The 24,482-nt window shown below is 65.5% G+C and carries 31 protein-coding genes, 3 tRNA genes and 1 pseudogene; 23 read left to right on the top strand and 12 right to left on the bottom strand.

The window, feature by feature from the left end; all coding sequences use genetic code 11:
• Positions 1-8: 8 nt before the first annotated feature.
• On the bottom strand, positions 9-446 hold the full coding sequence (locus ACIA48_RS00355; RefSeq protein WP_396726435.1) for a hypothetical protein: 438 nt from the start codon (positions 444-446) through the stop codon (positions 9-11).
• A gap of 41 nt (positions 447-487) precedes the next feature.
• Here ACIA48_RS00355 and ACIA48_RS00350 point away from each other — a divergent pair, with 41 nt between their 5' ends.
• Positions 488-1,066, top strand: coding sequence for a TIGR03086 family metal-binding protein (locus ACIA48_RS00350; protein ID WP_396726432.1), 579 nt, complete (start codon positions 488-490; stop codon positions 1,064-1,066).
• Here the strand turns inward: ACIA48_RS00350 and ACIA48_RS00345 are convergent.
• Entirely contained in the window at positions 1,063-1,533 is a 471-nt protein-coding gene (locus tag ACIA48_RS00345; RefSeq protein ID WP_396726430.1) for a DUF4334 domain-containing protein, read from the bottom strand. The genes ACIA48_RS00350 and ACIA48_RS00345 overlap by 4 nt on opposite strands.
• The gene (gene hisC / locus ACIA48_RS00340) at positions 1,530-2,585 is read right to left on the bottom strand and encodes a histidinol-phosphate transaminase (protein WP_396726427.1); all 1,056 of its coding nucleotides are present in this window, start codon (positions 2,583-2,585) and stop codon (positions 1,530-1,532) included. Before hisC ends, ACIA48_RS00345 begins: the two co-directional genes overlap by 4 nt.
• An 84-nt stretch (positions 2,586-2,669) precedes the next feature.
• Here hisC and ACIA48_RS00335 point away from each other — a divergent pair.
• The 5 genes from ACIA48_RS00335 (at position 2,670) to ACIA48_RS00315 (ending at position 4,356) form a co-directional block, all read left to right on the top strand.
• Positions 2,670-2,761 (top strand) — tRNA-Ser (locus ACIA48_RS00335).
• Positions 2,762-2,777: 16 nt separating this feature from the next.
• A tRNA-Arg gene (locus ACIA48_RS00330) sits at positions 2,778-2,850 on the top strand.
• A gap of 23 nt (positions 2,851-2,873) precedes the next feature.
• Complete coding sequence (locus ACIA48_RS00325; RefSeq protein WP_396726424.1) at positions 2,874-3,434, top strand: DUF664 domain-containing protein; 561 nt, start codon at positions 2,874-2,876, stop codon at positions 3,432-3,434.
• 9 nt (positions 3,435-3,443) lie between these two features.
• Positions 3,444-3,947, top strand: coding sequence for a metallophosphoesterase family protein (locus tag ACIA48_RS00320; RefSeq protein ID WP_396726421.1), 504 nt, complete (start codon positions 3,444-3,446; stop codon positions 3,945-3,947).
• Complete coding sequence (locus ACIA48_RS00315) at positions 3,940-4,356, top strand: MmcQ/YjbR family DNA-binding protein (protein WP_396726419.1); 417 nt, start codon at positions 3,940-3,942, stop codon at positions 4,354-4,356. Before ACIA48_RS00320 ends, ACIA48_RS00315 begins: the two co-directional genes overlap by 8 nt.
• Here ACIA48_RS00315 and ACIA48_RS00310 read toward each other — a convergent pair.
• Positions 4,353-4,691 (bottom strand): winged helix-turn-helix transcriptional regulator, encoded by a 339-nt coding sequence (locus tag ACIA48_RS00310; protein WP_396726416.1) that lies wholly within the window; start codon positions 4,689-4,691, stop codon positions 4,353-4,355. The two genes, ACIA48_RS00315 and ACIA48_RS00310, sit on opposite strands and share 4 nt — an antisense overlap.
• Positions 4,692-4,780: 89 nt before the next feature.
• Here ACIA48_RS00310 and ACIA48_RS00305 point away from each other — a divergent pair, with 89 nt between their 5' ends.
• The 5 genes and pseudogenes from ACIA48_RS00305 to ACIA48_RS00285 all read left to right on the top strand — a co-directional run bounded on the left by ACIA48_RS00305 (position 4,781) and on the right by ACIA48_RS00285 (position 9,774).
• The gene (locus tag ACIA48_RS00305) at positions 4,781-5,647 is read left to right on the top strand and encodes an NAD(P)-dependent oxidoreductase (RefSeq protein ID WP_396726413.1); all 867 of its coding nucleotides are present in this window, start codon (positions 4,781-4,783) and stop codon (positions 5,645-5,647) included.
• Positions 5,644-6,501 carry an NAD(P)-dependent oxidoreductase gene (locus tag ACIA48_RS00300; protein ID WP_396726410.1) on the top strand — a complete coding sequence of 286 codons (858 nt, stop codon included), beginning with the start codon at positions 5,644-5,646 and terminating at the stop codon, positions 6,499-6,501. The genes ACIA48_RS00305 and ACIA48_RS00300 overlap by 4 nt, the downstream gene beginning before the upstream one ends.
• A 37-nt stretch (positions 6,502-6,538) precedes the next feature.
• On the top strand, positions 6,539-7,372 hold the full coding sequence (locus ACIA48_RS00295) for an SDR family oxidoreductase (RefSeq protein ID WP_396726407.1): 834 nt from the start codon (positions 6,539-6,541) through the stop codon (positions 7,370-7,372).
• A 21-nt stretch (positions 7,373-7,393) separates the two neighbouring features.
• Complete coding sequence (locus tag ACIA48_RS00290; protein WP_396726404.1) at positions 7,394-9,271, top strand: alkyl/aryl-sulfatase; 1,878 nt, start codon at positions 7,394-7,396, stop codon at positions 9,269-9,271.
• Between the two features lie 142 nt (positions 9,272-9,413).
• Positions 9,414-9,774: pseudogene (locus ACIA48_RS00285) on the top strand (group 1 truncated hemoglobin).
• On the opposite strand, the gene ACIA48_RS00280 reads toward ACIA48_RS00285, so the two are convergent.
• On the bottom strand, positions 9,771-10,544 hold the full coding sequence (locus ACIA48_RS00280) for an SDR family NAD(P)-dependent oxidoreductase (protein WP_396726401.1): 774 nt from the start codon (positions 10,542-10,544) through the stop codon (positions 9,771-9,773). The pseudogene ACIA48_RS00285 and the gene ACIA48_RS00280 sit on opposite strands and share 4 nt — an antisense overlap.
• A 17-nt stretch (positions 10,545-10,561) precedes the next feature.
• On the opposite strand from ACIA48_RS00280, the gene ACIA48_RS00275 reads away from it, so the two are divergent.
• The gene (locus ACIA48_RS00275; protein WP_396726398.1) at positions 10,562-11,164 is read left to right on the top strand and encodes a histidine phosphatase family protein; all 603 of its coding nucleotides are present in this window, start codon (positions 10,562-10,564) and stop codon (positions 11,162-11,164) included.
• 9 nt (positions 11,165-11,173) lie between these two features.
• On the top strand, positions 11,174-12,202 hold the full coding sequence (locus tag ACIA48_RS00270; RefSeq protein ID WP_396726395.1) for a phosphotransferase family protein: 1,029 nt from the start codon (positions 11,174-11,176) through the stop codon (positions 12,200-12,202).
• Here ACIA48_RS00270 and ACIA48_RS00265 read toward each other — a convergent pair whose 3' ends face one another.
• Entirely contained in the window at positions 12,203-12,580 is a 378-nt protein-coding gene (locus tag ACIA48_RS00265) for a lipopolysaccharide assembly LapA domain-containing protein (RefSeq protein ID WP_396726392.1), read from the bottom strand.
• Positions 12,581-12,730: 150 nt separating this feature from the next.
• On the opposite strand from ACIA48_RS00265, the gene ACIA48_RS00260 reads away from it, so the two are divergent.
• The 5 genes from ACIA48_RS00260 to ACIA48_RS00240 are packed head-to-tail and all read left to right on the top strand — an operon-like array spanning position 12,731 to position 16,837.
• Positions 12,731-13,690: an ABC transporter substrate-binding protein gene (locus tag ACIA48_RS00260; RefSeq protein WP_396728409.1), complete on the top strand. Its 960-nt coding sequence runs from the start codon at positions 12,731-12,733 to the stop codon at positions 13,688-13,690.
• Positions 13,687-14,793, top strand: a complete 1,107-nt coding sequence (locus ACIA48_RS00255) for an ABC transporter ATP-binding protein (RefSeq protein ID WP_396726389.1) — start codon at positions 13,687-13,689, stop codon at positions 14,791-14,793. The genes ACIA48_RS00260 and ACIA48_RS00255 overlap by 4 nt, the downstream gene beginning before the upstream one ends.
• Positions 14,794-14,796: 3 nt before the next feature.
• Positions 14,797-15,462, top strand: a complete 666-nt coding sequence (locus ACIA48_RS00250) for an ABC transporter permease (RefSeq protein WP_396726386.1) — start codon at positions 14,797-14,799, stop codon at positions 15,460-15,462.
• Between the two features lie 5 nt (positions 15,463-15,467).
• Complete coding sequence (locus ACIA48_RS00245; protein ID WP_396728407.1) at positions 15,468-16,241, top strand: ABC transporter permease; 774 nt, start codon at positions 15,468-15,470, stop codon at positions 16,239-16,241.
• On the top strand, positions 16,238-16,837 hold the full coding sequence (locus ACIA48_RS00240; RefSeq protein ID WP_396726383.1) for a putative glycolipid-binding domain-containing protein: 600 nt from the start codon (positions 16,238-16,240) through the stop codon (positions 16,835-16,837). The genes ACIA48_RS00245 and ACIA48_RS00240 overlap by 4 nt, the downstream gene beginning before the upstream one ends.
• On the opposite strand, the gene ACIA48_RS00235 is transcribed toward ACIA48_RS00240, so the two are convergent.
• Complete coding sequence (locus tag ACIA48_RS00235; protein WP_396726381.1) at positions 16,800-17,759, bottom strand: prephenate dehydrogenase; 960 nt, start codon at positions 17,757-17,759, stop codon at positions 16,800-16,802. The two genes, ACIA48_RS00240 and ACIA48_RS00235, sit on opposite strands and share 38 nt — an antisense overlap.
• 93 nt (positions 17,760-17,852) lie before the next feature.
• On the opposite strand from ACIA48_RS00235, the gene ACIA48_RS00230 reads away from it, so the two are divergent.
• Positions 17,853-18,374, top strand: a complete 522-nt coding sequence (locus tag ACIA48_RS00230; protein ID WP_396726378.1) for a tRNA adenosine deaminase-associated protein — start codon at positions 17,853-17,855, stop codon at positions 18,372-18,374.
• A gap of 22 nt (positions 18,375-18,396) precedes the next feature.
• Positions 18,397-18,846, top strand: coding sequence for a nucleoside deaminase (locus tag ACIA48_RS00225; RefSeq protein WP_396726375.1), 450 nt, complete (start codon positions 18,397-18,399; stop codon positions 18,844-18,846).
• A 4-nt stretch (positions 18,847-18,850) separates the two neighbouring features.
• Here ACIA48_RS00225 and ACIA48_RS00220 read toward each other — a convergent pair whose 3' ends face one another.
• Positions 18,851-19,156, bottom strand: a complete 306-nt coding sequence (locus ACIA48_RS00220) for a DUF732 domain-containing protein (protein WP_396726372.1) — start codon at positions 19,154-19,156, stop codon at positions 18,851-18,853.
• Between the two features lie 124 nt (positions 19,157-19,280).
• On the opposite strand from ACIA48_RS00220, the gene ACIA48_RS00215 reads away from it, so the two are divergent.
• Positions 19,281-19,371, top strand: a tRNA-Ser gene (locus tag ACIA48_RS00215).
• Positions 19,372-19,437: 66 nt separating this feature from the next.
• Complete coding sequence (locus ACIA48_RS00210) at positions 19,438-19,953, top strand: hypothetical protein (RefSeq protein WP_396726369.1); 516 nt, start codon at positions 19,438-19,440, stop codon at positions 19,951-19,953.
• Between the two features lie 11 nt (positions 19,954-19,964).
• Here ACIA48_RS00210 and ACIA48_RS00205 read toward each other — a convergent pair whose 3' ends face one another.
• The 3 genes from ACIA48_RS00205 to ACIA48_RS00195 are packed head-to-tail and all read right to left on the bottom strand — an operon-like array spanning position 19,965 to position 22,236.
• Positions 19,965-20,720 carry a nuclear transport factor 2 family protein gene (locus ACIA48_RS00205; RefSeq protein WP_396726366.1) on the bottom strand — a complete coding sequence of 252 codons (756 nt, stop codon included), beginning with the start codon at positions 20,718-20,720 and terminating at the stop codon, positions 19,965-19,967.
• 17 nt (positions 20,721-20,737) lie between these two features.
• On the bottom strand, positions 20,738-21,277 hold the full coding sequence (locus tag ACIA48_RS00200; RefSeq protein ID WP_396726363.1) for a GXWXG domain-containing protein: 540 nt from the start codon (positions 21,275-21,277) through the stop codon (positions 20,738-20,740).
• Positions 21,265-22,236 (bottom strand): oxygenase MpaB family protein, encoded by a 972-nt coding sequence (locus tag ACIA48_RS00195; protein WP_396726360.1) that lies wholly within the window; start codon positions 22,234-22,236, stop codon positions 21,265-21,267. Before ACIA48_RS00195 ends, ACIA48_RS00200 begins: the two co-directional genes overlap by 13 nt.
• A gap of 174 nt (positions 22,237-22,410) precedes the next feature.
• Here ACIA48_RS00195 and ACIA48_RS00190 point away from each other — a divergent pair, with 174 nt between their 5' ends.
• The gene (locus ACIA48_RS00190) at positions 22,411-23,040 is read left to right on the top strand and encodes a TetR/AcrR family transcriptional regulator (protein ID WP_396726357.1); all 630 of its coding nucleotides are present in this window, start codon (positions 22,411-22,413) and stop codon (positions 23,038-23,040) included.
• On the opposite strand, the gene ACIA48_RS00185 is transcribed toward ACIA48_RS00190, so the two are convergent.
• Positions 22,950-24,482, bottom strand: a complete 1,533-nt coding sequence (locus ACIA48_RS00185; RefSeq protein WP_396726354.1) for an FAD-dependent oxidoreductase — start codon at positions 24,480-24,482, stop codon at positions 22,950-22,952. The genes ACIA48_RS00190 and ACIA48_RS00185 overlap by 91 nt on opposite strands.

Raw genomic sequence — 24,482 nt, 5'->3', positions numbered from 1 at the left:
CTAACGACTCACGGCGGCGAGCCCGACACCACCTCGCTGACCGTCATGTCCGGCATGAACTGGCACATGGCGCCGGCCATGAGCATCGCCGTCAGCTCCGCCGTTTCGTCGGTCACGCCGTCCTCGGTGAGTATCGCGCGGACGACGGCCTTCTGGGTGGCCTCGTCGAGACCGGTGTACTCCTCACACGTCATCGTCTGCGCATTCGCCGGTGCCGGCACGTCGGGCACATCGTCGCCGGGGAACCCAGGCAGGCCCGGTATGTCGGGGAGCTCGATGTCCGGCAGGCCTGGAATCGTCGGCGATCCTGTCTCGGTGTCCTCTGATGAGATCGGGGGACCCGGCTCGGTCGTCATGGCGACGGTGCCCTCGGTGGTGCGTGAGCAGCCGGCGGCCAGGCCCACCACGATCAGGGCCGTTGCGCCCACCCGCACGTACGTCTTCATCTGGGCAACGATAGGCGCAAGCGCGACGTAGCGTGGCACCCATGGCAGACCTGCGTGCCGGACCTGATTCACCACCGGCGGACGAACTCGAATGCGCTGAGGCCACCTTCGCGGTGCTGGAGCATGTGCTGCACGGAATCGCCACCGACGATCTCGGGAAGCAGACACCGTGCCGCGAGTTCGACGTGGCGGGTCTCACGGATCACCTGATGAACTCGATCACCGTGCTCGGCGGTGCGGCCGGTGCCGAACTTCCCGAGCGGGACCGGACGGACTCGGTGGAGCGGCAGGTCGTCCTCGCTGGACGGCCCGCACTGGACGCGTGGAAACGGCGCGGCCTGGACGGCACCGTGGCTTTCGGGGACAACCAGGCGCCCGCGACCGTGATGGCGGGCATCCTGTCGCTCGAATTCCTGGTTCACGCTTGGGATTACGCGGCGGCGATCGGTCGCGAGGTGAACGCGCCCGATTCGCTGTCCGACTACGTCTTGGGGATGGCGCGCAACATCATCACCCCGCAGGGCCGGACGCGCGCCGGCTTCGACGATCCGATCGACCTGCCCGACGACGCGGGGTCGCTGGAGAGGCTGCTGGCGTTCACCGGCCGCCGGCCGAGCTAGCCGCGTTCCAGGTAGAAGTACAGGTGCCGCTCACCGTCGAGGGCACCCTTGCCGTTCATGATGCCCATGACTGCGTTGTCGTCGATGACCTTGAAGTGGTCGTGCACGGGCCTGCCGTCGTAGACCATCGAGGCGACGACCTCGCCGCGGAATTCCTCCATCCAGAGGCTGGCCTCGCCGCTCATCGCCTCGGTGTTGGAGAACTTGTTACCGGCAGCGTCCAGGCACACCAGCGGCTTGGCATCGGTCGCGGACACGAACGTCTTGCCGAACCAGTTGAGGCGCTTCATGAACCCGTTGGCGCGGTGGCCGGTGTCGAATTCGCCGCCCGCCCACTCGCCGATCATGAAGTCGACGGTTGCCGGTGCCAGCGTGGCCCAGAACTCGTCGAGCTCGGCATCGGAGATCCGATCCGTGCGTTCGGTGAACTCGGTGAACGTCTTACGTGCCTCGGACGTTGAAGTCATGCGTCTCCGATCCAGCTGCGGGCGAATTCCAGGAACATGTCGTTCTCGTGCTGTGCGGCGATGGTGACGCGTACGCCGTCGTCGCCGTAGGGCCGCACGATGATCCGGCTGTCGGCGGCGGCGCGGGCATACTCCTGCGCGCGTCCGGGCAGCGGCAGCCAGACGAAGTTGGCTTGCGACGGAGGCACCGTGTAGCCAGCGTCGAGCAGGGCTTCAGTGACACGGGCGCGTTCGGCGACGACGGCGTCGGTGCGCGCCAGCAGCTCGTCGGCGGCGTCCAGGCAGGCGATCGCGGCGGCTTGCGAAAGGCTGGTCGCGGTGAACGGTACAAAGACCTTGCCAAGCGCGGTGATGATGTCCGGGTCGCCGACGGCGTAACCGATGCGCAATCCCGCCAGTCCGTACGCCTTCGAGAATGTCCGCAGCACAACGACATTGGGGTGGCCACGCACCAGCCCGAGGCTGTCTGGCACCAGTCCATCGCGGATGTATTCGACGTAGGCCTCGTCGATGGCGATGAGAATGTCCGACGGGACAGCCTCGATGAACCGGGCCAGTTTCTCGGGGTCGACGACGGTGCTGGTCGGGTTGTTCGGGTTGCACACGAAGATCAGGCGGGTGCGATCGGTGATGGAGGCGAGCATCGCGTCGAGGTCGTGCGTGTGGTCGGTCAGCGGCACTTGCACGGGGGTGGCGCCGGCGGTGCGGACCTGCAGCGGGTAGATCTCGAAGCTGCGCCAGGCGAAGAGCACCTCGTCGCCCACGGAGGAGGTGATCTGGATCAACTGCTGGCACAGGCTCACGGAGCCGCAGCCGACGGAGATGTGCTCCGGGGTGAAGTCGACATGCTTGGCCAGGTGCTCCCGAAGCTCGACGTAGCCGTTATCGGGATATCGGTTGATGTTGTCGGTGGCCTTCTCGATCGCCGCCCGCACGCTGGGCAGGGGCCCGTGCACCGTCTCGTTGCTCGCGATCTTGATCGCGCCCGGAACGGTCTTGCCGGGGGTATAGGCCGGTATGTCGGCAAGCTCGGGTCGTAGGCGGGCGGTCACAGGACCTAGTTTATGGGGCGCTGAAGTGCGCTTTGCTTGGTGCCGTCGGGCCTGTGTACTCTGTCGGATCGGCGGTAAACGTCGGGAGGCGTGCCAGAGCGGCCGAATGGGACTCACTGCTAATGAGTTGCCCGGCTTAAACCGGGCCGGAGGTTCAAATCCTCTCGCCTCCGCCAACAACTGAATATGCATGCGCCCGTAGCTCAACGGATAGAGCATCTGACTACGGATCAGAAGGTTAGGGGTTCGAATCCCTTCGGGCGCGCTCACTGCACTTACCGTGGCGGTATGACCGACACTCCGTGGGAACCGCCGCTGGCGGGCACCGAGGCCGAGCAACTGATCGGTGCGCTGGAACGGCAGCGGGCGACGTTTCGCTGGAAGACCGACAACCTCGACGCGGCGGGGCTGCAAGCGCGGATCGGGGCGTCGGCGATGACGCTCGGCGGTCTGGTCAAGCACATGGCAATCAACGAGGACTACATCTTCGCCCAGAAGATGACCGGCGATCCGGTCGGTGAACCGTGGGAGTCGCTGTGGGACGGCACCGACGACTGGGAGTTCACGTCGGCCGCGGCCGACGCGCCGGAGACGCTGTACGCGCTGTGGGAGGACGCGGTGACGCGGTCGCGCACCCGACTCGACGCCGCGCTGGCCCGCGGTGGACTTGACCAGCTTGTGCACGTCTCCGACGGCGACGGCAACCATGCGAACCTGCGCCGCTTGCTGTGCGACTTCATCGAGGAATACGGCAGGCACACCGGGCATGCGGATCTGCTGCGCGAGGCTGTCGACGGCCGGGTGGGCGAGGACCCGCCGCCGGGATGGCAGCCGCGGTCTGGCCGCTAGATTGGGGCAGTGCGGCTGCTGCTCATCGCCGATACCCACGTGCCCAAGCGCGCCCGCGACCTCCCCGCACGGGTGTGGGACGAGGTCGCGGCGGCCGACGTGGTGATCCACGCGGGTGACTGGGTGGAGCCGGCGCTGCTCGACGCTCTCGAAGCCCGCGCAAAGCGATTGGTCGCCTGCTGGGGCAACAACGACGGCGACGAGTTGCGCGAGCGGCTTCCCGAACGGACGGACGTCACGCTAGAAGGGGTGCGCTTCACCGTCACGCACGAGACCGGCGCGTCGGGCGGCCGTGACGCGCGAATGGCCAAGCTGTACCCCGACACCGACGTGCTCGTGTTCGGGCACAGTCACATCCCATGGGATACGACCGCGAAAACCGGCCTGCGACTACTCAATCCGGGCTCGCCGACCGACCGCAGACGCCAGGAGTTCTGCACGTACATGACCGCGACCGTGCAGGACGGCGCGCTTACCGACGTCGTGCTGCACCGCCTGGAACGCCATGCGTGACCGGCCGGCCCGTGTCGCCGACGTGCACGCCATTGCCGCCGCGATGCCCCACACCACCCGGATCGAAGGCCCCAAGGGCAACGCGATCTACCAGGTGGGTGGCAAGTCGTTCGTGTTCTTCCGCACGCCTCAGCCCGACGCCGAAGATCCCGAGACCGGCGAGCGCTACACCGATGTCGTCATGATCTGGGTCGAATCGGAGCCCGACAAGCTGGCGCTGATTCAGGATCCGGAGTCGCCGTTCTTCACCACGGAACGGTTCGACGGCCACCTGTCAGTTCTGGTGCGCGCCAGCCGGTTATCGGAGATCGGCAAGGTCGAGCTCACCGAGCTGATTCAGGATGCGTGGCTGTCGCGCGCATCGAAACGCCGCGCCGAACGGTGGTTGGCCGCACAGGAACAGGGCTAGCCCGCTTCGGCGGCGCAGATCAGCTTGATGTGTTTGGTGGCCCAATCACCAAGCGGGTTAAGCGCTTCCAGCAATTCCTCGCCGGCCGGGGTCATCGAGTACTCCACGCGGGGCGGCACTTCGTGATAGCTCTCGCGGTGCACGACGCCGTGGCGCTGCAATTCCTTGAGGTGTTGGGTCAGCATTTTCTGGGAGATGCCGGGGAGATCTCGATGCAACGCATTGAACCGCTTAGGCCCCGCCTGGAGCTCCCACAGGATCAGCGGCTTCCACTTGCCGTCGACGACGGCCATCGCGGCATCCAGGCCGCACGTGTACTTGCCTAGCGAAGCCACAGTTCACCCCCAATAGTTTCAAAAAGGTAAGTATCCCACTTTTTAGTGGGTACTTGTCGAAAACTCCGCGTCACCCCAACGATGGTGCCATGACAACCGTGAGCTTTCTCGGCCTTGGTGAGATGGGGTCGGCGCTGGCCGGCCACACAATCCGCGCGGGCCATCCGACGATCGTGTGGAACCGCAGCGCCGCCAAGGCCGCGCCGCTCGTCGACGCGGGCGCCGTCTCCGCGACCACGCCGGGCGACGCTGCCGAAGCCGACCTGATCGTCGTGTGCCTGTTCGACCACGCGTCGGTGCACGACGTGCTCGACCCGCTGGCCGATCGACTGGCAGGCAAGAGCGTCCTCAACCTGACCACCACGTCGCCCGACGGCGCCCGCGAACTCGCCCGCTGGGCCGCCGCGATCGGCGCCGACTACCTCGACGGCGGCATCATGGCCACCCCGGAGATGATCGGAACCCCGGCGGCCGGAGTCCTCTACAGCGGTTCGCGACGGCTCTACGAAGAGCACCGCGCCGTGTTCGAATTCTGGGGAACCACAGAGTATTTCGGTGACGACGCGGGTATGGCGTCGCTGTACGACCTGGCCCTGCTGTCGTCGATGTACGTGATGTTCGCGGGGTTCTTCCACGGGGCGGCAATGGTCGGCGCGGCGGGTGTGCCCGCCAAGGACTTCGCCGCCTCCGCCGTCGACTGGCTGCGCGCGGTGGTCCCCGCAATTGCCGAGTACGCCGGCGTCATCGATGGTGGCGACTACTCGGTGCCCGGTCAGCAGAGCCTCGCGTTCTCCGATATCAGCGACATCGTGGACGCCAGTCGCGCGCAGGGCATCAGCACCGAGGTGGTCGACGTCGTGCAGCGGCTGATCCAGCGGCAGATTGCTTTGGGCCACGGCGGAGACGGCTGCGCACGTTTCATCGAGAGCATCAAGAATCCGGAGGTGGCGGCATGACGACTGTGACCGTGTTGGGTCTCGGCCCAATGGGACAGGCGCTTTCGGGCGCCCTGCTCGACGCGAACTATCGCACGACAGTGTGGAATCGCACCGAATCGAAGGCCGACGCTGTCCGTGCCCGCGGCGCTGTGTGGGCGGCGACGCCCGCTGCGGCCGTCCTCGCCAGCGAAGTCACGCTGATCAACGTCGTCGACCATGACGCGCTCGACGACCTGGTGGAGCAGGCTGGCGAGGCGGTCGGCGGTCGGGTCATCGTCGGCCTGAGCTCCGACACGCCAGACCGGGCTCGCCACACCGCGAAACGTGTCGCCGACCTCGGCGGTCGCTACCTCGACGGCGCCATCATGACGCCGACCCCGACGATCGGAACACCAAGCGGCAGCGTTCTTTTCGCGGGTCCCGAGCAGGTGTTCGCCACCTATCGGGAGGTGTTCGTCGCGTTGGGGACGCCGACCTGGCTGGGGGAGGACTTCGGGCGCGCGGCGGCATTCGACATGTCGCTGCTGGACGTGTTCTGGACGTCGGTCAGTGGTTTCCTGCACGCGTTGTCGGTGGCCAGGATCAACGGAATCGCGCCGGACGAATTTCTGCCACACGCGCTCGGCATCGTCGGCATCCTCGGACCGATCTTCGACGAGGTCGCCGAACGCATCGCCGACGATCGCCACGACGACAGCAGCGCACCGGTGTCGTCGGTGGCGGCGTCGTTGCGCCACCTGATTGGTGCCTCCCACGACGCGGGCGTCGACGCCGGTGCGCTCGAGGTGTTCCGGCGCTACGTCGATGCCACCGTGGCCGACGGACATGGCGCGGACGAGGTCAGCAGAGTCGCCTCGGCGATGATGCGGTGAGCGTTAGTCTGCGCTTCTCGGCGGGAGAGGGGCAGCTATGGCGCGAGCATCCAGGATCAACGGGAAAGTCGTCGTCGTCACCGGCGGAGCACGCGGTATCGGCCTGGCTACCGCGACGATGCTGCATCGACTCGGTGCGAAAGTGGCGATCGGCGACGTCGACGAGGCGACGGTCAAAGAGGCCGGCGCGGATATCGATCTCGGGTTCTACGCCCGGCTCGACGTCACCGACCGCCAGTCGTTCACCACGTTCCTCGACGACGTCGAGCGTGAGCTGGGGCCCGTCGACGTCCTGGTGAACAACGCGGGGATCTGCCCGGCCGGCAAGTTCCTCGACGAACCCGACGAGGTCACCGCGCGCACCATCGACATCAACCTGTTCGGCGTCATCCTCGGCACCAAGCTTGCCGCTGAGCGAATGGTGAAGCGGCGCAAGGGACACATCATCAACATCGCATCGGTCGGCGCAGTGACACCGGTACCGGGCATTGCGACCTACTGCGCCACCAAGTTCGCGGTACTCGGCTACACCGACACCGCACGGCAGGAGTTGCGTGGCACCGGGGTGACCGCGTCCGTGGTGATGCCGATCCTGACGAATACGTCGATGATCGACGGCGTCGCCAGCGCGTCCGGACTCAAGAACGCGGAACCGGAGGACATCGCGAAGGGAATCGTCGCACTGATCGAAAAACCGAAGCCGCACTTGACGGTGACGCGCGCCGCGGCGGTGTTGATCGGTGTGACTCGGCGCCTACCGCTGCGGGTCTACGAAGCCATGAACCGCGCGATGAACGCCGACCGAATTTTCGCCGACGCCGCCGACAAGCCGGAGCGTCGTGACTACGAAGATCGCGCCCGCCACTCCTGACGGGTGCCTATCGTGGCGGGCATGGACCTCAAGCCGCCGACCGCCGTCATCGAGTCTGCCCACGCCGAGCATCTGAGCACGCTGCCATTCGACGACACCGCCGACTTCGATGCCGCCGACCGCGGCTTCATCGCCGCGCTGGAGCCTTGCGTGATAAAAGCTGCCGACGGCCGCGTCGTGTGGGACAACGACATCTACGCCTTCCTGGACGGCGACGCTCCGACGTCCGTTCATCCCAGCCTGTGGCGGCAGAGCCAACTGGTGGCCAAACAGGGTCTGTACGAGGTCGTCGAGGGCATCTATCAGGTGCGCGGGCTGGACCTCTCGAACATCAGCTTCATCGAAGGCGACAGCGGGATCATCGTCATCGACCCACTGGTCAGCACCGAGACCGCGGCGGCCGCGCTCGCGCTGTACCGAACCCACCGCGGCGACCGCCCGGTGGTCGCGGTGATTTACACCCACAGCCACGTCGACCATTTCGGCGGCGTGCTCGGCGTGACATCGCAGGCCGACGTGGATGCGGGCAAGGTTGCCGTGCTGGCGCCGGAAGGTTTCACCGAACACGCGGTGCAGGAGAACGTCTACGCGGGCACCGCGATGGCGCGCCGCGCCGGATACATGTACGGCGCCGCTTTGGACCGGGGTCCGCAAGGGCAGGTCGGCTGCGGTCTGGGGCAGACGCCCTCGACCGGCGAGGTGGCCATCATCGTGCCTACCATCGACATCACCACCACCGGTGAGACCCATACGATTGACGGCGTCGAGATCGAGTTCCAGATGGCGCCCGGCACCGAGGCGCCGGCCGAAATGCATTTCTATTTCCCGAAATATCGCGCGTTGTGCATGGCCGAGAACGCCACCCACAATTTGCACAACCTGCTGACGCTGCGCGGCGCGCTGGTGCGCGACCCGCACGGCTGGGCGGGGTATCTGACCGAGGCGATCGACACGTTCTCCGACCGCACCGACGTGGTGTTCGCGTCGCATCACTGGCCGACGTGGGGTCACGACGAGATCGTCGAATTTCTTTCCGTGCAAAGGGATCTGTACGCGTATCTGCACGACCAGACGTTGCGTCAGCTCAATCAGGGCTTCACCGGCATCGAGATCGCCGAAGGCTTCCAGATGCCGCCCGCCCTGCAGAACGCGTGGAACACCCACGGCTACTACGGGTCGGTCAGCCACAACGTCAAGGCGGTCTACCAGCGTTATATGGGCTGGTTCGACGGCAACCCGGCACGGTTGTGGGCGCATCCGCCGGAAGCCATCGGACCGAAATATGTCGAAGCGATGGGTGGCTTGGACAATGTCGTCAAGGTCGCGCAGAAGGCGTTCGACGACGGCGATTTCCGCTGGGCAGCAACCTTGTTGGATCATGCGATGTTCACCGACGAGACGCATGCCGCGGCGCGCCAGCTGTACATCGAGACCCTGCAGCAGCTGGCGTACGGATCCGAGAACGGTCCGTGGCGCAACTTCTTCCTCGCCGGCGCCACCGAGTTGGCCGACGGCAACTTCGGCACTCCGACGCAGGTCGCGCCGACAACGTTGATGGCACAGCTGTCACCCGAGCAGATTTTCGATGCCCTCGCCATCAGCGTCAACGGTCCCAAGGCGTGGGACCTTGACCTTGCGCTCGACGTGACGTTTCTCGATTCGAGCACCAACTACCGGCTGACGCTTCGCAACGGAGTGCTGGTGTACCGCAAGGCGAACGCGGACGAAGCCAGTGCGGGTGCCACGGTCAAGGTGGCCAACAAGGTTCGGTTGCTAGCGTTGGCCAACGGCGACCTGACGTCGCCAGGATTTGAGCTCGTCGGCGATGCGCAAGCGCTACAGCAGCTCACCGAATCCCTGGATCGGCCGGACCCGGGCTTCAACATCGTCACGCCATAGCGTTTCCCGCCGAGTGGCCAGTTATCCGACACTTTTCGGGGTTTTGCGTCAGACAAGTGGCCACTCGGCGTGTGAGGTCGATTTTGCCGGCGCGCAATCCACGGAAAACGGCTGTGCAACGGTGAGTTGGTCTACTCGCGCAATGTCAACGATTTACAGCCAGATCGGTGGACACGAAGCACTCGAAGTCGTTGTCGCCGACTTCTATGACCGCGTCCTCGCCGACGACGAGCTCGCCCACTTTTTCACCGGCACCAATATGGCCAGCCTCAAAGGCAAGCAGATCGAGTTCTTCGCCGCAGCACTCGGCGGGCCCGATCCCTACACCGGAGCGCCGATGCGGCAGGTACCAGGGCCGCGGAATCACGATGCACCACTTTGGTCTGGTGGCTGGGCATCTGGCGGACAGCCTCGCCGCGGCGGGAGTGCCCGCCGAGACGGTGGACCAGATCCTCGGAACCATCGCTCCGTTGAGTACCGACATCGCGACGGCGGTCGCTTAGGGAATGCCGCCGTCGACCCGGAGGATCGAGCCGCTCGTGTAACTCGACGCGTCGGACGCGAGAAACAGTGCGGCGCCGATGATCTCGGCCGGCTGCCCGAGCCGTTTCAAAGCAAACCGTTGCGCACCAGCCGTCGTCGCTTCGATGTCCCACGCCTTGCTGACATCGGTGAGGAACGGACCGGGCATCAGCGTGTTGACCCGCACGGTCGGCCCGTAGGCCAGCGCCAGCCCCTGCGTCAATGCGTTGAGTCCGGCCTTGGCTGCTGCGTACGGTAGTTCGTGCGGCCCGGGACGCACAGATCCCGTCGAGCTGACGTTGATGATGGACCCGCCGCCGTCGGCGACCATGCGCTCACCAACGAGCGCCGACAGCCGGAACGGGCCTTTCAAGTTCAGGTTGACGACCGCATCGAACAACTTCTCGGTCACCGAGGCCAGCGAGTCGTACAGCGGTGACATGCCCGCGTTGTTGATCAACACATCGACCTTGCCGAAGCGGTCGTACGCAGCGTCGACCAGGCCATCGAGCTCATCCCAGCGGCCTACATGCACCTGATAGGGAAGTGCGGCGCGGCCCGTCGCGGCGGTGATCTCCTCGGCGGTAGCCACGCACGCGTCGTACTTGCGGCTCGCGATGATCACGTCGGCACCGCAGTGCGCGGCCGCGAAGGCCATCTCCCGGCCCAGCCCCCGGCTGCCGCCAGTGACCAATACCACCCGGTCAGTGAGGTCGAATAGTTCGGCTACATAGTTCCGGTCGGAGCTCATGCACTTATGGTGACACGGTGCAGTTGCTACTCATCCGGCACGCGTTGCCGCACCGCAGCGAGCCCGGACAAGGCTCCGACCCCGAACTGTCCGAAGAGGGCATCGAGCAGGCCAAGCGGCTGCCCGACGCGCTGGGGCGCTTCCCGATCAGCCGCATCGTCAGCAGCCCGCAGATCCGGGCCAGGCAGACCGCGCAGCCCGTCGCTGACGCCCTGGGACTCGGAATCGACATCGACGACCGGCTCGCCGAATACGACCGCGACCTCTCGCACTACACCCCCGTTGAGCAGATCTCCGAAGAGGACATGAAGCGGCTCGCCAGCGGTGACCTGCCCAGCGGGGTGGACCAGCCGGCGTTCATCGCCCGGGTCCAGGCAGGCGTTGGCGACATCGTCGAGGCCGCCGACCACGAGGACACCGTCGCGGTGTTCACCCACGGCGGGGTCATCAACGCCCTGGCCCACACGGTGATGAAGACCCAGCGGCTGCTGTGTGTCCAGGTCGACTATGCGGGCGTCACCCGCCTCCTCTGGTCCTCGCGGCAGAAGTCGTTCTTCGTCGCGGGCCTCAACTCGACCGAGCACGTATGGGACCTGCTGCCCCGAAACCAGCAGTGGTAGACAAGTCCGGTGACCATATCGCTGGAAGGCCTTGACCTCGACGCTCTGGACCGCCACCTGCGCTCGGAAGGCATCCCCCGCGACGGCGAACTGCGCGGCGAGTTCATCTCGGGCGGCCGGTCCAACCTGACCTTCCTGGTGTACGACGACGCGTCCAAGTGGGTGCTGCGTCGCCCGCCGCTGCACGGGCTGACGCCGTCGGCCCACGACATGGCCCGCGAATACAGGGTGGTGGCCGCGCTGGCCGACACCCCGGTCCCGGTAGCCCGCGCCGTCACTATGCGCAACGACGACTCGGTGCTGGGCGCGCCGTTCCAGATGGTCGAGTACGTCGACGGCCGCGTCGTGCGGCACACCAAACAACTCGCGGCGCTCGGCGATGAGAACACCATCAACGGTTGCGTCGACGCACTGATCAAGGTCCTCGCCGATCTCCATGCTGTCGACCCCGAGTCCGTCGGCCTCGGCGATTTCGGCAAGGCAAGCGGCTATCTCGAGCGTCAGGTGCGCCGCTGGGGTGGGCAGTGGGATCTGGTGCGCACCGAGAACGATCCGTGCGACGCCGACGTCAAGCGCTTGTATTCGGCTCTGGCAGAAGCGATTCCGGCGCAGAGCCGCAGTGCGATCGTGCACGGTGATTACCGCATCGATAACACGATGCTCGACGCCCACGACGCCACGAAGGTGCTCGCGGTGCTCGACTGGGAGATGTCGACGCTCGGCGATCCGATCAGCGACGCCGCGCTGATGTGCGTGTACCGCCACCCGATGTTCAACCTGGTGCACGCGGATGCGGCGTGGTCGTCGCCGCTGATCCCTTCGGGCGACGAACTCGCGCAGCGCTACTCCGTCGCGGCCGGCGTCGACCTGGACCACTGGGAGTTCTACATGGCGCTGGCTTACTTCAAGCTGGCGATCATCTCCGCGGGAATCGCATACCGCGGTCGCGAAGGTGGCGGCGTCGCCGACGACACCGACCAGGTGGCCGAGGCCGTCGGCCCGCTGATCAGCGCGGGCCTGGAGACGCTGACGCGCTAGTCAGAAGCTCTGCGACTTGAAGTTTTTCTTCGCCGCGCGGCGCAGCTGAACGATTCTGGCGGTGCCGACGGCGACCGTCAGCAGACCGCCGCACACCGCGGCCAACAGAATCGCCACGCCCACAGGCAGATTCCACTCCCAGCCGAAGAAGTTGATCGACGTGGAGTTGGTGTTCTGCATGATGAACACCAACAGCACGATGAGAATCACGAAGCCGGTGATCAGCGCCGACCAGAGTGCTGCCGCACGCGTGAATTTCACCGCGGATTCCGGTTTCACCAGGTATTCGCCCGGGGTTCCAACCGGATCCGGCGGCAGTCCTTTCCCGGACGCCGGCGGTTCCGGCAGATCGGGCGAAACAGACGGATCGGTGGTCATGGGTTCCATCTTGCCCTTTTCGGAGTCGAATGAAACCACATTGGGTACTCGCGGGGTGCTCGCAGCATGATCACACTGAGCTAAAGCGCGGCGTTGCCGTGTGCATGTCGATAATGTCCGAGGATGCCTAAGGGCCGAGAGGGCTGGGAAATGTCGAGTCCGCGTAGATGGAATCTGGCAATTCTGGCGGCGTTGCTCGCGTTGATCGCAGCCATGTCTTCGGCCTGCGGCAGCTCCAATCCGCTGGGCGGCGGACAGATATCGGGCGATCTGAAGTCGATCGCCGTCGGTTCGGCCGACTTCACCGAAAGCAAGATCATCGCCGAGATCTACGCCCAGGCGCTGGAAGCCAACGGCTTCAACATCCGCCGCCAGTTCGGCATCGGCAGTCGCGAAACCTATATCCCTGCGGTACAAGACCATTCCATCGATCTGATCCCCGAGTACACCGGAAACCTGTTGCAGTATTTCGACGCCGAAGCCACCGCGACGACGCCCGACGCGGTGCTGCTGGCGCTACTCAAGGCGCTGCCGGGCGACCTGTCGATCCTGTATCCGTCACCGGCGGAAGACAAGGACACGCTCGCGGTCACCGAGGCGACGGCGCAGAAATGGAATCTCAAGACCATCGCCGATCTCGCGAAGCACTCACCGGAGGTGAAAGTCGGCGCACCGTCGGAGTTTCAGACCCGCGTCACCGGACTGGTCGGGCTGAAGGACAAATACGGCTTGGAAATCGCGCCCGCCAATTTCGTCGCGATCAGTGACGGCGGCGGTCCGGCGACGGTGAAGGCTCTGAGTAGCGGCGCCGTCACCGCGGCCAACATCTTCAGCACCTCGCCGTCGATCGAGCAGAACAAGCTGGTGGTCCTCGAGGACCCGGAGAACGTGTTCTTGGCCGCGAACGTCGTTCCGCTGGTGGCATCGCAGAAGATGTCGAACGAACTCAAGACCGTGCTGGACGCGGTGAGCGCCAAATTGACCACTGAGGCGCTGATCGAGCTCAACACGTCGGTGGAGGGCAACCAGGGCGTCGACCCCGATGAGGCGGCAGAGAAGTGGATCAAGGACAACGGCTTCGATCAGCCAGTGCAGAAGGCCGCCAAATGATCACATTCGAGAACGTCACCAAGAAGTATCCCGACGGCACCGTCGCGGTCGACGATCTGACGCTGGAGGTGCCCGAGGGCACACTCACGGTCTTCGTCGGTCCCTCGGGCTGCGGCAAGACCACCTCGATGCGGATGATCAATCGGATGATCGACCCGACGTCGGGCACACTGACTGTCGACGGCAAGGACGTCACCAAGGTCGATCCGGTGCAGCTGAGGCTCGGCATCGGCTACGTCATCCAAAGCGCCGGTCTGATGCCGCACCTTCGCGTCGTCGACAACGTCGCCACCGTGCCCGTGCTGCGGGGCGAATCACGGCGCAGCGCACGGAAATCCGCGTTGCAGGTGATGGAGCGCGTCGGGCTGGATCCCAAGCTGGCGAGCCGGTATCCGGCGCAGCTGTCGGGTGGTCAGCAGCAGCGTGTCGGGGTCGCCAGAGCGCTGGCCGCCGACCCGCCGATCCTGTTGATGGACGAGCCGTTCAGTGCCGTCGACCCGGTGGTTCGCGAAGATTTGCAAACCGAAATCCTGCGGCTGCAAAGCGAATTGCGCAAAACCATCGTGTTCGTCACCCACGACATCGACGAGGCGGTGAAGCTCGGCGACAAGGTCGCGGTGTTCGGACGCGGCGGTGTGCTGCTGCAGTACGCGGCCCCCGCATTCGTGTTGTCCAACCCTGCGAACGAACATGTTTCGGCATTTGTCGGAGCCGACCGTGGGTATCGGGGTCTGCAGTTCTTCCATGCGACGGGGCTGCCACTGCACGAGATCACGCACGTCGCCGAAACCGACATCGACAGCGCGTCGTTGAGTCAGGGCGAGTGGGCGCTGGTGATCAAGGACGGAAAGCCGTACGCGTGGATCAACGCCGAGGGCGTCGAATTGCACCGCGGCGGTCGAGAGCTCTACGACAGCACCGTCGGCGGCGGATCGTTCTTCCGGCCGGACAACACCCTGCGGCAGGCGCTCGACGCCGCGCTGTCCTCTCCGAGTGGGTTGGGCGTCGCGGTCGACGAGGACGGCAAGCTGATCGGCGGCGTGCGTGCCGATGACGTGCTCGACGCGCTCAAGGAGCAGCGCCGGGTTCCGGAGTTGGGCTAGCAGATGCGCTATCTGTTCACCCACCTCGACGATCTGTGGACGCTGACGGTGATTCACCTGCGGTTGTCGTTGGTTCCGATCCTGCTGGGGCTGATCATCGCGGTGCCGCTGGGTGCCCTGGTGCAACGGACCACCGCGTTGCGACGGATCACAACGTTGACCGCCAGCATCATCTTCACGATCCCGTCGCTGGCGTTGTTCGTTGTGTTGCCGCTGATCATCCCGACACGAATTCTCGACGAGGCGAACGTCATCGTCGCGCTGACGCTCTACACCGTCGCGCTGTTGGTGCGCGCGGTACCCGAGGCGTTGGATGCGGTGTCACCCGCGGTGCTCGACGCCGCCACGGCCGTCGGCTACAAGCCGCTGGTCCGCATGTTGAAAGTTGAGCTGCCACTCGCCATTCCGGTGCTCATCGCCAGTTTGCGCGTGGTCGCGGTCACGAACATCTCGATGGTGTCTGTCGGTTCGGTGATCGGCATCGGCGGTCTCGGTACCTGGTTCACCGAGGGGTATCAAGCCAACAAGAGTGACCAGATCGTCGCGGGCATCATCGCGATTTTCGTGTTGGCGGTCGTCATCGACACCCTGATCATGTTGGCCGGAAAAGCCTTGACGCCCTGGACCAGAGCGGGGCGGCCGAGCCGGGTCAAGGCGGTGACCGGATGAGCCCGATGACGTTCCTGCAAGAGGCGCTGGCTTACATCTTCACCGCGGCCAACTGGGGCGGTCCCGCCGGGCTGACCGCCCGCATCCTCGAGCATCTGCAGTACACGTTCGTCGCCGTCGTCTTCTCGGCGATCATCGCCGTCCCGCTCGGCATGCTCATCGGGCACACCGGCAAAGGCACCTTCCTCGTCGTCACGGGAGTCAATGCGCTACGCGCGCTGCCGACGCTCGGTGTGCTGCTGCTCGGAGTTCTGCTCTGGGGCCTGGGACTGATTCCGCCCACCGTCGCGCTGATGCTGCTTGGAATCCCGCCGCTACTTGCCGGCACCTACTCGGGCATCGCCAACGTCGACCCTCAGGTGGTCGACGCTGCCCGATCAATGGGCATGACCGAGAAGCGAATTCTGCTGCGGGTCGAAACGCCCAATGCGTTGCCGCTCATCCTCAGCGGGCTGCGGACGGCGACACTGCAGATCGTCGCGACCGCGACCGTGGCGGCATACGCCAGCCTGGGTGGCCTCGGCCGGTATCTGATCGACGGCATCAAGGTGCGCGAGTTCTATCTCGCTCTGGTGGGCGCGCTACTGGTGACGGCGCTGGCACTGATTCTCGATGCCCTGCTGGCTTTCTCGGTATGGGTTTCGGTGCCGGGTGCGGGCCGACTCCGCCGCATGCCGCAGCCGCTCATCAGCGACGAGGTGGCGCTGGAGTCGCGGTCTCCGGTCAAACCCGCAACCGCTGTTCGTGCGAAACGGGAGTCGATTACGGTAGATGAGTGAGTGATGCAGTCCGCTCAGAGCAGCAAGGTGCTTGGCCCGCCATTCTGACCTGGCGTGCGCACGACGTTCCGCGAATGGAGTCGGTGCGAGTGCAGCTCACCGGCAATCGCATCAAGGCATACGGTCGGATCGTCGCCGCCGCCACCAATTCGCACCCGGCGTTCTCCGCCTCCTATGACTTGGTGACCGACGAATCGGGCGCCACGAAACGGCTCTCACTGACGGTCACCCTCGCCGAGCGGGAGCGACAGTTGTCCATCGCGCGCGACGAGGAGAACATGTGGCTCGTCCAGCATCACACCGGTGAAACGATTCGCGCCGCGTATGACGGTGCGCTGGATGTCGACGTGATCTTCAGCCCGTTTTTCAACGCCCTGCCGATCCGGCGCACCGGGTTGTATGAGCGCAGCGAGTCCGTGACGGTGCCGGTCGTCTACGTCAGGCTGCCCGAGATGTCGGTGGACGCGGCGACGATCAGCTACAGCAGCGCGGCAGGGGACGGCATCAAGCTGCATTCGCCGGTCGCGGAGACCACGGTCACCGTCGACTCCGAGGGTTTCATCCTCGACTATCCAGGACTGGCAGAGCGGATCTGATCACCCCGCCGGCGCGGCCCTGGGCAGCCAGGTCCTCCCGCCAGCGTTCGGCACCGATGACGATGGTGAAGATCTCGGGGCGACCGAAGTTGTCGTAGCGCACGCGCGCGGAATGGCCGGCCTCGACGAACTCGGTGAGGGGCTTGTGCGCGGCCAGTGTGTCGCGAGCCTGGTTGAGCAACTCGAGTGCGCGGTCCAAGGCCGGGAGCAGCTGGTCGGCGTTGGCCTCGCACATGGCGCGAACGAGATCGGGTGCTGTCGCCGCCACGCGGGTGCCGTCGCGGAACGAGCCGGCGGCCAGCGCGAAGGCCAGCGGCACTTCGCCAGCCGTCGTCGCCAGTGCCTCGGACAGGAGGTGCGGCAGGTGCGAGATCGTCGCGGCTGCGGCGTCGTGCTCGTCGGACCGGGCAGGCACCACGACGGCGCCGCAATCGAGGGCCAGGTCCATCACCATGGTCCAAATGCCAGGGTCGACGTGATCGTCGACGCTGACGACCCAGGGAGCCCCGACGAACAGCCGCGCATCGCCGGCACCCCAACCGGAGTGCGCCGTGCCCGTCATCGGATGTCCGCCGACGAAACGGTCGAGCAGTCCGACGGCCCGGACCTCGTCCAGGACGCACGACTTGACGCTGGTGACGTCGGTGAGGGGGCATTCCGGCGCGACGTCGCGGATGCGGCCCAGCATCTGCGACAGAGCGGGCACGGGAACGGCGAGCACGATGAGGGCATTACGGTCCGCGGCGCGGGTCAGCGCCTCGTCGAGGTCCTCGGTCGCGTCGAAGCCGTCGGCGGTCGCAGCTTGGACGGCCTCGATGGAGCGGTTGTAGCCGAAAACCTCGCGCCCAGTGGCCGCGGCGGCACGCATCACGGAGCCGCCGATCAGGCCCATACCCACCACGCAAACCGGCGTTTTCGTCACCCCACCAGCCTGGCATATACCAGGTGTCAGCGGTCGTCGGCCTTGCTGCCGGTTCCTGGTCAAGTCCCTGGTCGGGGACTACCGTATGCCCCCATGGGAGCACAGCGCGCCGCGTCACCGAAGCAGGCCGCCGATCGGCCGGACGGCTTCGGCGTCGCTGTGATTCGCGAGGACGGCAAATGGCGCTGCGCCGCGATGCGCTCGGCGGCGCTGAACAGCCTCTCCGCGGCGGAAACCGAGCTGCGTGAAATTCGCAGCGCAGGGGCCGTTTTCGGGCTGCTCGACGTCGACGACGAGTTCTTCGTGATCGTGCGTCCCGCGCCGGCCGGCACGCGGTTGCTGCTCTCGGATGCGACCGCGGCGCTGGACTACGACATCGCCGCTGAGGTGCTCGAAAAGCTGGACAACGACATCAGCGAGGACGACCTCGACCCCGAGGAGCCGTTCGAGGAGGGCGACCTCGGGTTGCTCGCCGACGTGGGCCTGCCCGAGGCCGTTCTGGGTGTGATTCTCGACGAGTCCGACCTGTACGCCGATGAGCAGTTGGGCCGGATCGCGCGCGAGATGGGCTTTGCCGACGAACTGTCGGCGGTGCTCGAGCGTCTCGATCGGTGAATTGATCATCGGGCAGAAGCCGGTGACCGACGAAGACCTCATCCGGGCGGCGATGGAGGCGGCGGCTGCCGCAGGACCCCGGGATGTTCCGATCGGCGCGGTCATTTTCGCGGCCGACGGCACGGAGTTGGCGCGGGCGGCCAATGCGCGTGAGGCGACCGGTGATCCGACCGCACACGCCGAAATCCTGGCTCTTCGTGCGGCCACTGAGGTGCTGGGAGACGGCTGGCGCCTAGAGGGGACGACGCTGGCGGTGACGGTCGAACCGTGCACGATGTGCGCGGGTGCGCTGGTGATGGCGAGGGTGTCGCGGCTGGTGTTCGGGGCGTGGGAGCCCAAGACGGGGGCGGTCGGCTCGCTGTGGGATGTGGTGCGCGACCGGCGGCTGACGCATCGGCCCGACGTTCGCGGCGGTGTGCTGGCCTCCGAGTGCGCGACGCCGTTGGAGGAGTTTTTCGCGCGGCAGCGATGAAGCGCTAGTTCTGGGAGGCGTACTTCGGGCAGAAGTACAGCGGCGCACCGGCCATGATGTAGTTCGACAGGCCTTCATTCTTGGTGATGGCGTCGAGTCGCTGCACGATGGTCAGCTGATCGAGGCCGCGATCGTATTGAGCGCACACATCCTTTGCGAGGCTGGTCAAGGTGGCGCAATCGCCGGGAACTCCCGCTCTGGCCATGCTTGCGCAGTAGTCGGATTCGGGGGCGGCGATGGCACTCGGCGCGTGAACGAGTGACGCGATCGCCCCGGAAATCGCCAGGGCTGCGAGCGCAACGGTCTTCATCGCCACCTTTCTAGTGCTTGCCTACCCGATTGGGCGGTGGGCCACGCGCAGCCGCCGCGCGTCGATTCGGTCTCGAAAGCTCGCGATTTCAGAGACCTGGCGTGCTCCCGGTAAGCTGCCACGCGGTGGCGTGTCCGAGCGGCCTAAGGAGCACGCCTCGAAAGCGTGTGACGGGTAACCCCCGTCCGAGGGTTCAAATCCCTCCGCCACCGCCATAAGCTCGTCCTTTGCCATCGCGACCGTTGGGAACGATCGCGTTTGGCCGCTGATACCTTGCGTGCATGTCGGACTTGGTGGTCGCCATCGGAGCGATCGCGCTCGCCGTAGTGCTCGTTTTGGTGATCGGCGGGGCCATTGCTATGGCTTTTCGTCGACACAATCCGAAGCGGGCCGCTGCGAGTGTGGCGGTAGCGGCGAGTGTGCCATTCGAGCTGCAACTGCCGGGGAGCGCAGGCAAGCTGTTCTTTCGTTTCCAGATCGATGAGCACATCGGTACGCGGACCATCGGCAAGCTCGGAATGATCGTGGACCGCGGCAAGGACTTGCTGGTTTCCGGAGAGATCGTCGACGCCCATGGTGGCACCCGCGCATTCGCCGTCAAGACCGCGGAGCAAAGCAAGATCAAGGGTGCGCATAGCGCCCGATGGGCCGGCACCGAAGTTGCCACAAGCGATTCCAGCGGATCGATTTCACTTGCAGCCGTACACGCCGGCGATCGCGTCGTGCGCGGCGTGGTGCGCGAGCACCCAAAAGAGAAGCTACTCAAAGGGTGGGTGTACGTTCCCCGCCGTTGGTGAACCGTGGCTGATCAGCGGCCGGAAAGCGCCTTGAGTCGCTGTCCCAGCTTGTCTGCCAATACGGGCACCTTGCTCGCCGCGAAGAGGCCACGTAACTGCCAACTGTCGCCCGCCGGCAGGATGCTGACGCGCTGCAGGCCGTCGATCATGTCGTAGAGCGTCTCGCCCTCTTGCATGAGCCCGTCGGCGTTGAAGTGATAGCGGTCCACGGCAGGGCACTGGATGAAGCGGCCGTTGCCGTAGACCCGTGGGGCGGACTCGTCGAATGGGTGGAGTTTGAGCGCACCGGTCCAGTGGCCGCTGCCGATGTAGCGGATCATGGTGCGCACCGTGCCTTCCGGTGTGACGTCGATGTAGACCTGATCGGGCAGCGGGTCGTAGCGCCAGTCGGGAATCGCCTCGAAGAACGCGAAGTTGTACTTCACAAATTCGTCGATGCCCACGATCGTATGGCCGAACGTGCTGACGTCGTTGTACGTGAGGTCGTGTGCGTACAACTCGTGGTTGAGGTCCATGTCGCGGACCAGAAAGCTCCACCAATACTTCTTCGCCCACGTCATCACCCACGACAGGTCCATGTCGAAGTGCTTGCTGTAATGCTCGAGCTTGCGGTCGAATTCGACGAACCACTGCTTGGTCATCGCCTGTAGTTCGGGCTCCTGGTAGACCCGGATGGGTTCGGCCCGGGTGGAGTTCAAGTACTGCGGCACATCCCCCTGCAGTCGAGGCTGGTCCAGTGCCTTCTGAAACATCTCTTCATCGAACATGGCGATCTCCTTCGATATCAGTGGGATTCACATCGCGAACGAGCCGTATCGCGTTCCAGCACGAAGAAATGAGGACGCGGCATGCCCGGGTAGGCCATCAGGCCGAGCGTGGTGTCGTCGTCTATCTGACGAAACACATCGATGATGGGTCTGCTGTTGTACACCATCGCCGCGGTCCGCACGCCGCGATACGTGAGCAACTCCAGATGGGCGCCGTAGGTGCGAGCGCGGACCACGGGCCGCAGTAGCGACATCAGCTGGGGTGCAATTGTTTTGACGAACGCAGGTGTCCACACCGGCGACGTGATGAGCCGCATCGGTACGACCTCGGGATCGAGCGGGAACGGCGAGCCTGCGGCGTCCATGACCACCAGCGGGTGCACCCGGTCATTGTCATCGAATCGCTTGCCGTACCAGGACACGTTCGCCAGCGCACCGTCCAGCGGATGTCCGGTGTGCACCTCGCGCCCCGACCAACAGCCCCGCAGCATGTCCTTCGGACACGGAGGGAGGGCGTCGAACAGATCGATGGCCGCCCGCCCGGTCATTGTGCGCATGCCGTGAGAACCGTGTCGTGGCTTGGGGTTCGGCACATCGACGAAGCGCGTTCCAGCTCGGCTGCCTCGTCGGCACCGACGTACCAGGACAGCGCGGTCCGCCGCACCGTCCGCACACGCAGCAGAGCGAACAGCGGAAGTGACGACAGACGTATCGCCGCGAACAGCGGATCGGTCCCAGCACCCAGGCCGTGCAGGCGACGCGATGGCTTCGGCAGCACCGCGTAGCCGAGGATTCCGGAGAGGACCAGGAGGATGTCGGCTGCAGTGGCCGCAACATCCGCCCAGCCATCGGGGCGCAAAAGCGCCAGCGCGGTCTTACGTTGCGCCGCAGTGAATCCGGGGATGGTGACGAACTCGCTCGATATCGAACGGTAGTAGCTGTCCACGTCGGCGGTTGTCGAGGGAACTTTGTCCAACGGAACACCCATGAGGACGGCGATTCGAGTCATCTCGGCGAAGTATTGATCGCGATCGGTATCCGACAGCCGGCCCGGGAACCGCCGACCGTCGAATGCGAACTTTTCGTAGGCGATGAGACCGGCGTGGGTGATCGTGATGGCGGCGAACAGCATCGTTTCGGGATTGGTTGCCGCGTATCTCGTCTCGCCGTCGGCCTCGACGCCGTGCATCGGCCGGTGATAGTTGAACAGCCGGCGCGCGCAGGCAATCGCCGTCTGCTTGTCGCCGAAGATCATCGGCAGCGGAATCGTGACGGTGCGCTTGAGCCGGTCGTGGAAATGCCCGCTCTTGGTGTTGGGGTCCGAACCCGACGCGCGCTGCCGTTTCCGGTTCGTTGGAAACAGCGGGTCGTGGTTGGCGAGCACCGCCTGGAAGTCGCGGTGCGGAACCTCGAGAAGGTTGGTGACCTGGGCGATCATCAGCGCTGTCGCCGGTGCGCTGAGAACTCGCCAGGCGACGGAATCGGGCGCGAAGAAGCCTTGCTCGGCAGTAGTCATAGGAATCAAGTGTTTCCTATGACTCGACGCGTGTCAATTGGCTTGAAGGGCAGCTAAGGAGCATTCACGGTCGCTAGCCTGGGGAAATGCCGACTAATAGGAATCATGCGATTCACATCTCTTGTCACGGCGGGTGCGCGCAAGAAACATCAGCCCGAGTGAGAAGATCAGGCCGTGGCGGCAACGAACGTGTGGCGGGGGCAGACGCAGCGTGACCGTTCGGCGGAACGACGCGCACAACTACTGGAAGTCGGCGAGCGTCTGCTCGGATCGGACGGTTCGGCGGCGTTCACCATGCGGGCTGTCTGCCGAGAGGCCCATCTGAGCCCTCGCTACTTCTACGAGAGCTTCGATGCGCGCGAAGACCTCCTCGTGGCGGTGTACAACCGGGTCGAGGAAAAGTTGATCGCTTTCATCGTCGGTCAGATGTCGAACGGACCCGCGACTACTCGCGACGTTCTGGAGAGTTGCGCGAACTTCTTCGAGCAAGATCCGCGTCGGGCCCGGATACTGCTGCGCGAACCGCTGGCCGACGACACCCTGCGCATGCACAGCGCGAGCCGGACGCCGTCGTTCATCAAAGCGTTGATACCGGTGCTCGGCCCAGAGGTGCGTGACCTCATGTCGCGAGAGCCCGAGCGGATCGAGCTCATCTCGACGGTCCTGGGCGGCGCGCTGGTCGCCCTCTATCTCGACTGGGCGGACGGCCGGCTTCACCTACCGCGGGAGGCAATCGCCGATGCGGCCGTCGCCGTCGTCGAGGCGCTGATCGGCGCGCTGATGACCGAGCGCACCGGCGAATAACGTCGCAGCACCGTCATCCAGCTCGGATGGTCGGACGAGTCGCCAACCCACGCGATGTAGCCGTCCGGCCGGACGAGTACCGCAGGCCCCCCGTCGGACCGTTCGACTTCGGCGAGGCCCGCGACGTTGACTGGCCGTGCCTGCCGTTCACGGATGAGCACGAACCCCGCCGAGCGTTGAAGGTGCGCCAACTTCGCTTGCTGCAGCGGAATTTCCGTCGCGCGTGTTCCGACGAGCGGAGACTGTCCGCGCTCATGGGCGTACCGCAGCGCGGTGCCTGCGAAACTGCCCGCCACCGCGTCGCGCACACGCGGCACCCGAAGCAATCTCGGCGCCAACAGGTTCCGCATGGTACGCGCCATCCGGGGGCGTAGCGTGACTCCGCGCGCCATCAGACCCGACTGCCTCAACACCCGCTTACCGATCGGATGTCGCTCGCTGTGATAGGTGTCGAGCACCTCGTCGTCGGCACCCGAGAGCACCGCGTCGATCTTCCACGCGAGATTCGCGGCGTCCTGAATACCGGTGTTCATGCCTTGCCCGCCCATCGGCGAATGGACATGTGCGGCATCGCCGGCGAGAAAGACACGGCCGCAGCGATATTGGGCGAGCTGGCGCACGTCGCAGTGGAACCGCGACAACCAGCCGACCTCGCGGACCCCCAGATCGCGGCCCATCGCCCGGCTCAACACATCGATGACCTCTTGCGGGTCGACGGGGTCGGTATCGGGCACTTGATGGTCCCGTTCCCACAACATCGTCCGATACCACGCGCCGTCGGCATCGGCGAGCCCGTACGGCGCCAGGAAGGCGAACCGCTCACGGCTGCTGCCCAGTGTGAGCCCACCGCCATCCGGCCCGTTGGCGAGCTTGACATCAGCCAACACGATCGACGACAGCACGGTCTTGCCGGGGAAGTCGTAACCAATCAACTCGCGCACCGTGCTGTGTGCGCCGTCCGCGCCGATCACGTAATCCGCGCGCCACGTCGACCGGCGCCCTGGATTCTCATCATCCTTCGGTCGTGCCGTGACGGTGACGCCTTCCGGATCCTGTTCCAGAGCAACAACTTCAAACCCGCGCAGAATCTCTGCTCCGTGCGAGGCGGCGTAGCCGGCGAGCGCGTCGTCGACGTTGGTCTGCGGCGTGACCGCCACGAATTGGTATTCGGATTGCAGGTGTGTCAGATCGATTTGTGCACCGGCGAAGATGGAGACCCCGGGCGCCCGGTGAGCCTTCGCGAGGACGTCGTCGGCCAGACCCCGCGCGTCGAGCACCTCCAGCGTCCGGGCCATCGTCGCGAAGGCGCGGCTGGACGGGTTCATTTCCGGCCAGCGTTCGAGTACGACGACCGATCGACCGCACCGGGCCAGGTCGCCAGCGGCGGTCAGCCCCGTGGGGCCGGCGCCGATCACGAGCACGTCCGCATGCAGAGTCGTCAT

Source organism: Mycobacterium sp. NPDC051804, assembly GCF_044452905.1.
GTDB lineage: Bacteria > Actinomycetota > Actinomycetes > Mycobacteriales > Mycobacteriaceae > Mycobacterium.
The sequence above is the reverse complement of the archived record's forward strand: the minus strand, read 5'-3'. Positions and strand labels throughout refer to the sequence as shown.

Excerpts from the sequence above, each read along its gene's own strand:
- ACIA48_RS00345 (WP_396726430.1), bottom strand. The coding sequence starts at position 1,533 with ATGACTTCAACGTCCGAGGCACGTAAGACGTTCACCGAGTTCACCGAA.
- ACIA48_RS00185 (WP_396726354.1), bottom strand. The coding sequence starts at position 24,482 with ATGACGACTCTGCATGCGGACGTGCTCGTGATCGGCGCCGGCCCCACG.
- ACIA48_RS00245 (WP_396728407.1), top strand. The coding sequence starts at position 15,468 with ATGACGTTCCTGCAAGAGGCGCTGGCTTACATCTTCACCGCGGCCAAC.
- ACIA48_RS00350 (WP_396726432.1), top strand. The coding sequence starts at position 488 with ATGGCAGACCTGCGTGCCGGACCTGATTCACCACCGGCGGACGAACTC.
- ACIA48_RS00230 (WP_396726378.1), top strand. The coding sequence starts at position 17,853 with ATGGGAGCACAGCGCGCCGCGTCACCGAAGCAGGCCGCCGATCGGCCG.
- ACIA48_RS00195 (WP_396726360.1), bottom strand. The coding sequence starts at position 22,236 with ATGACTACTGCCGAGCAAGGCTTCTTCGCGCCCGATTCCGTCGCCTGG.
- ACIA48_RS00260 (WP_396728409.1), top strand. The coding sequence starts at position 12,731 with ATGTCGAGTCCGCGTAGATGGAATCTGGCAATTCTGGCGGCGTTGCTC.
- ACIA48_RS00220 (WP_396726372.1), bottom strand. The coding sequence starts at position 19,156 with ATGAAGACCGTTGCGCTCGCAGCCCTGGCGATTTCCGGGGCGATCGCG.
- ACIA48_RS00325 (WP_396726424.1), top strand. The coding sequence starts at position 2,874 with ATGACCGACACTCCGTGGGAACCGCCGCTGGCGGGCACCGAGGCCGAG.
- ACIA48_RS00290 (WP_396726404.1), top strand. The coding sequence starts at position 7,394 with ATGGACCTCAAGCCGCCGACCGCCGTCATCGAGTCTGCCCACGCCGAG.
- ACIA48_RS00250 (WP_396726386.1), top strand. The coding sequence starts at position 14,797 with ATGCGCTATCTGTTCACCCACCTCGACGATCTGTGGACGCTGACGGTG.
- ACIA48_RS00265 (WP_396726392.1), bottom strand. The coding sequence starts at position 12,580 with ATGACCACCGATCCGTCTGTTTCGCCCGATCTGCCGGAACCGCCGGCG.
- ACIA48_RS00355 (WP_396726435.1), bottom strand. The coding sequence starts at position 446 with ATGAAGACGTACGTGCGGGTGGGCGCAACGGCCCTGATCGTGGTGGGC.
- ACIA48_RS00305 (WP_396726413.1), top strand. The coding sequence starts at position 4,781 with ATGACAACCGTGAGCTTTCTCGGCCTTGGTGAGATGGGGTCGGCGCTG.
- ACIA48_RS00295 (WP_396726407.1), top strand. The coding sequence starts at position 6,539 with ATGGCGCGAGCATCCAGGATCAACGGGAAAGTCGTCGTCGTCACCGGC.
- ACIA48_RS00200 (WP_396726363.1), bottom strand. The coding sequence starts at position 21,277 with ATGCGCACAATGACCGGGCGGGCGGCCATCGATCTGTTCGACGCCCTC.
- ACIA48_RS00255 (WP_396726389.1), top strand. The coding sequence starts at position 13,687 with ATGATCACATTCGAGAACGTCACCAAGAAGTATCCCGACGGCACCGTC.
- ACIA48_RS00205 (WP_396726366.1), bottom strand. The coding sequence starts at position 20,720 with ATGTTCGATGAAGAGATGTTTCAGAAGGCACTGGACCAGCCTCGACTG.
- ACIA48_RS00210 (WP_396726369.1), top strand. The coding sequence starts at position 19,438 with ATGTCGGACTTGGTGGTCGCCATCGGAGCGATCGCGCTCGCCGTAGTG.
- ACIA48_RS00300 (WP_396726410.1), top strand. The coding sequence starts at position 5,644 with ATGACGACTGTGACCGTGTTGGGTCTCGGCCCAATGGGACAGGCGCTT.
- ACIA48_RS00315 (WP_396726419.1), top strand. The coding sequence starts at position 3,940 with ATGCGTGACCGGCCGGCCCGTGTCGCCGACGTGCACGCCATTGCCGCC.
- ACIA48_RS00280 (WP_396726401.1), bottom strand. The coding sequence starts at position 10,544 with ATGAGCTCCGACCGGAACTATGTAGCCGAACTATTCGACCTCACTGAC.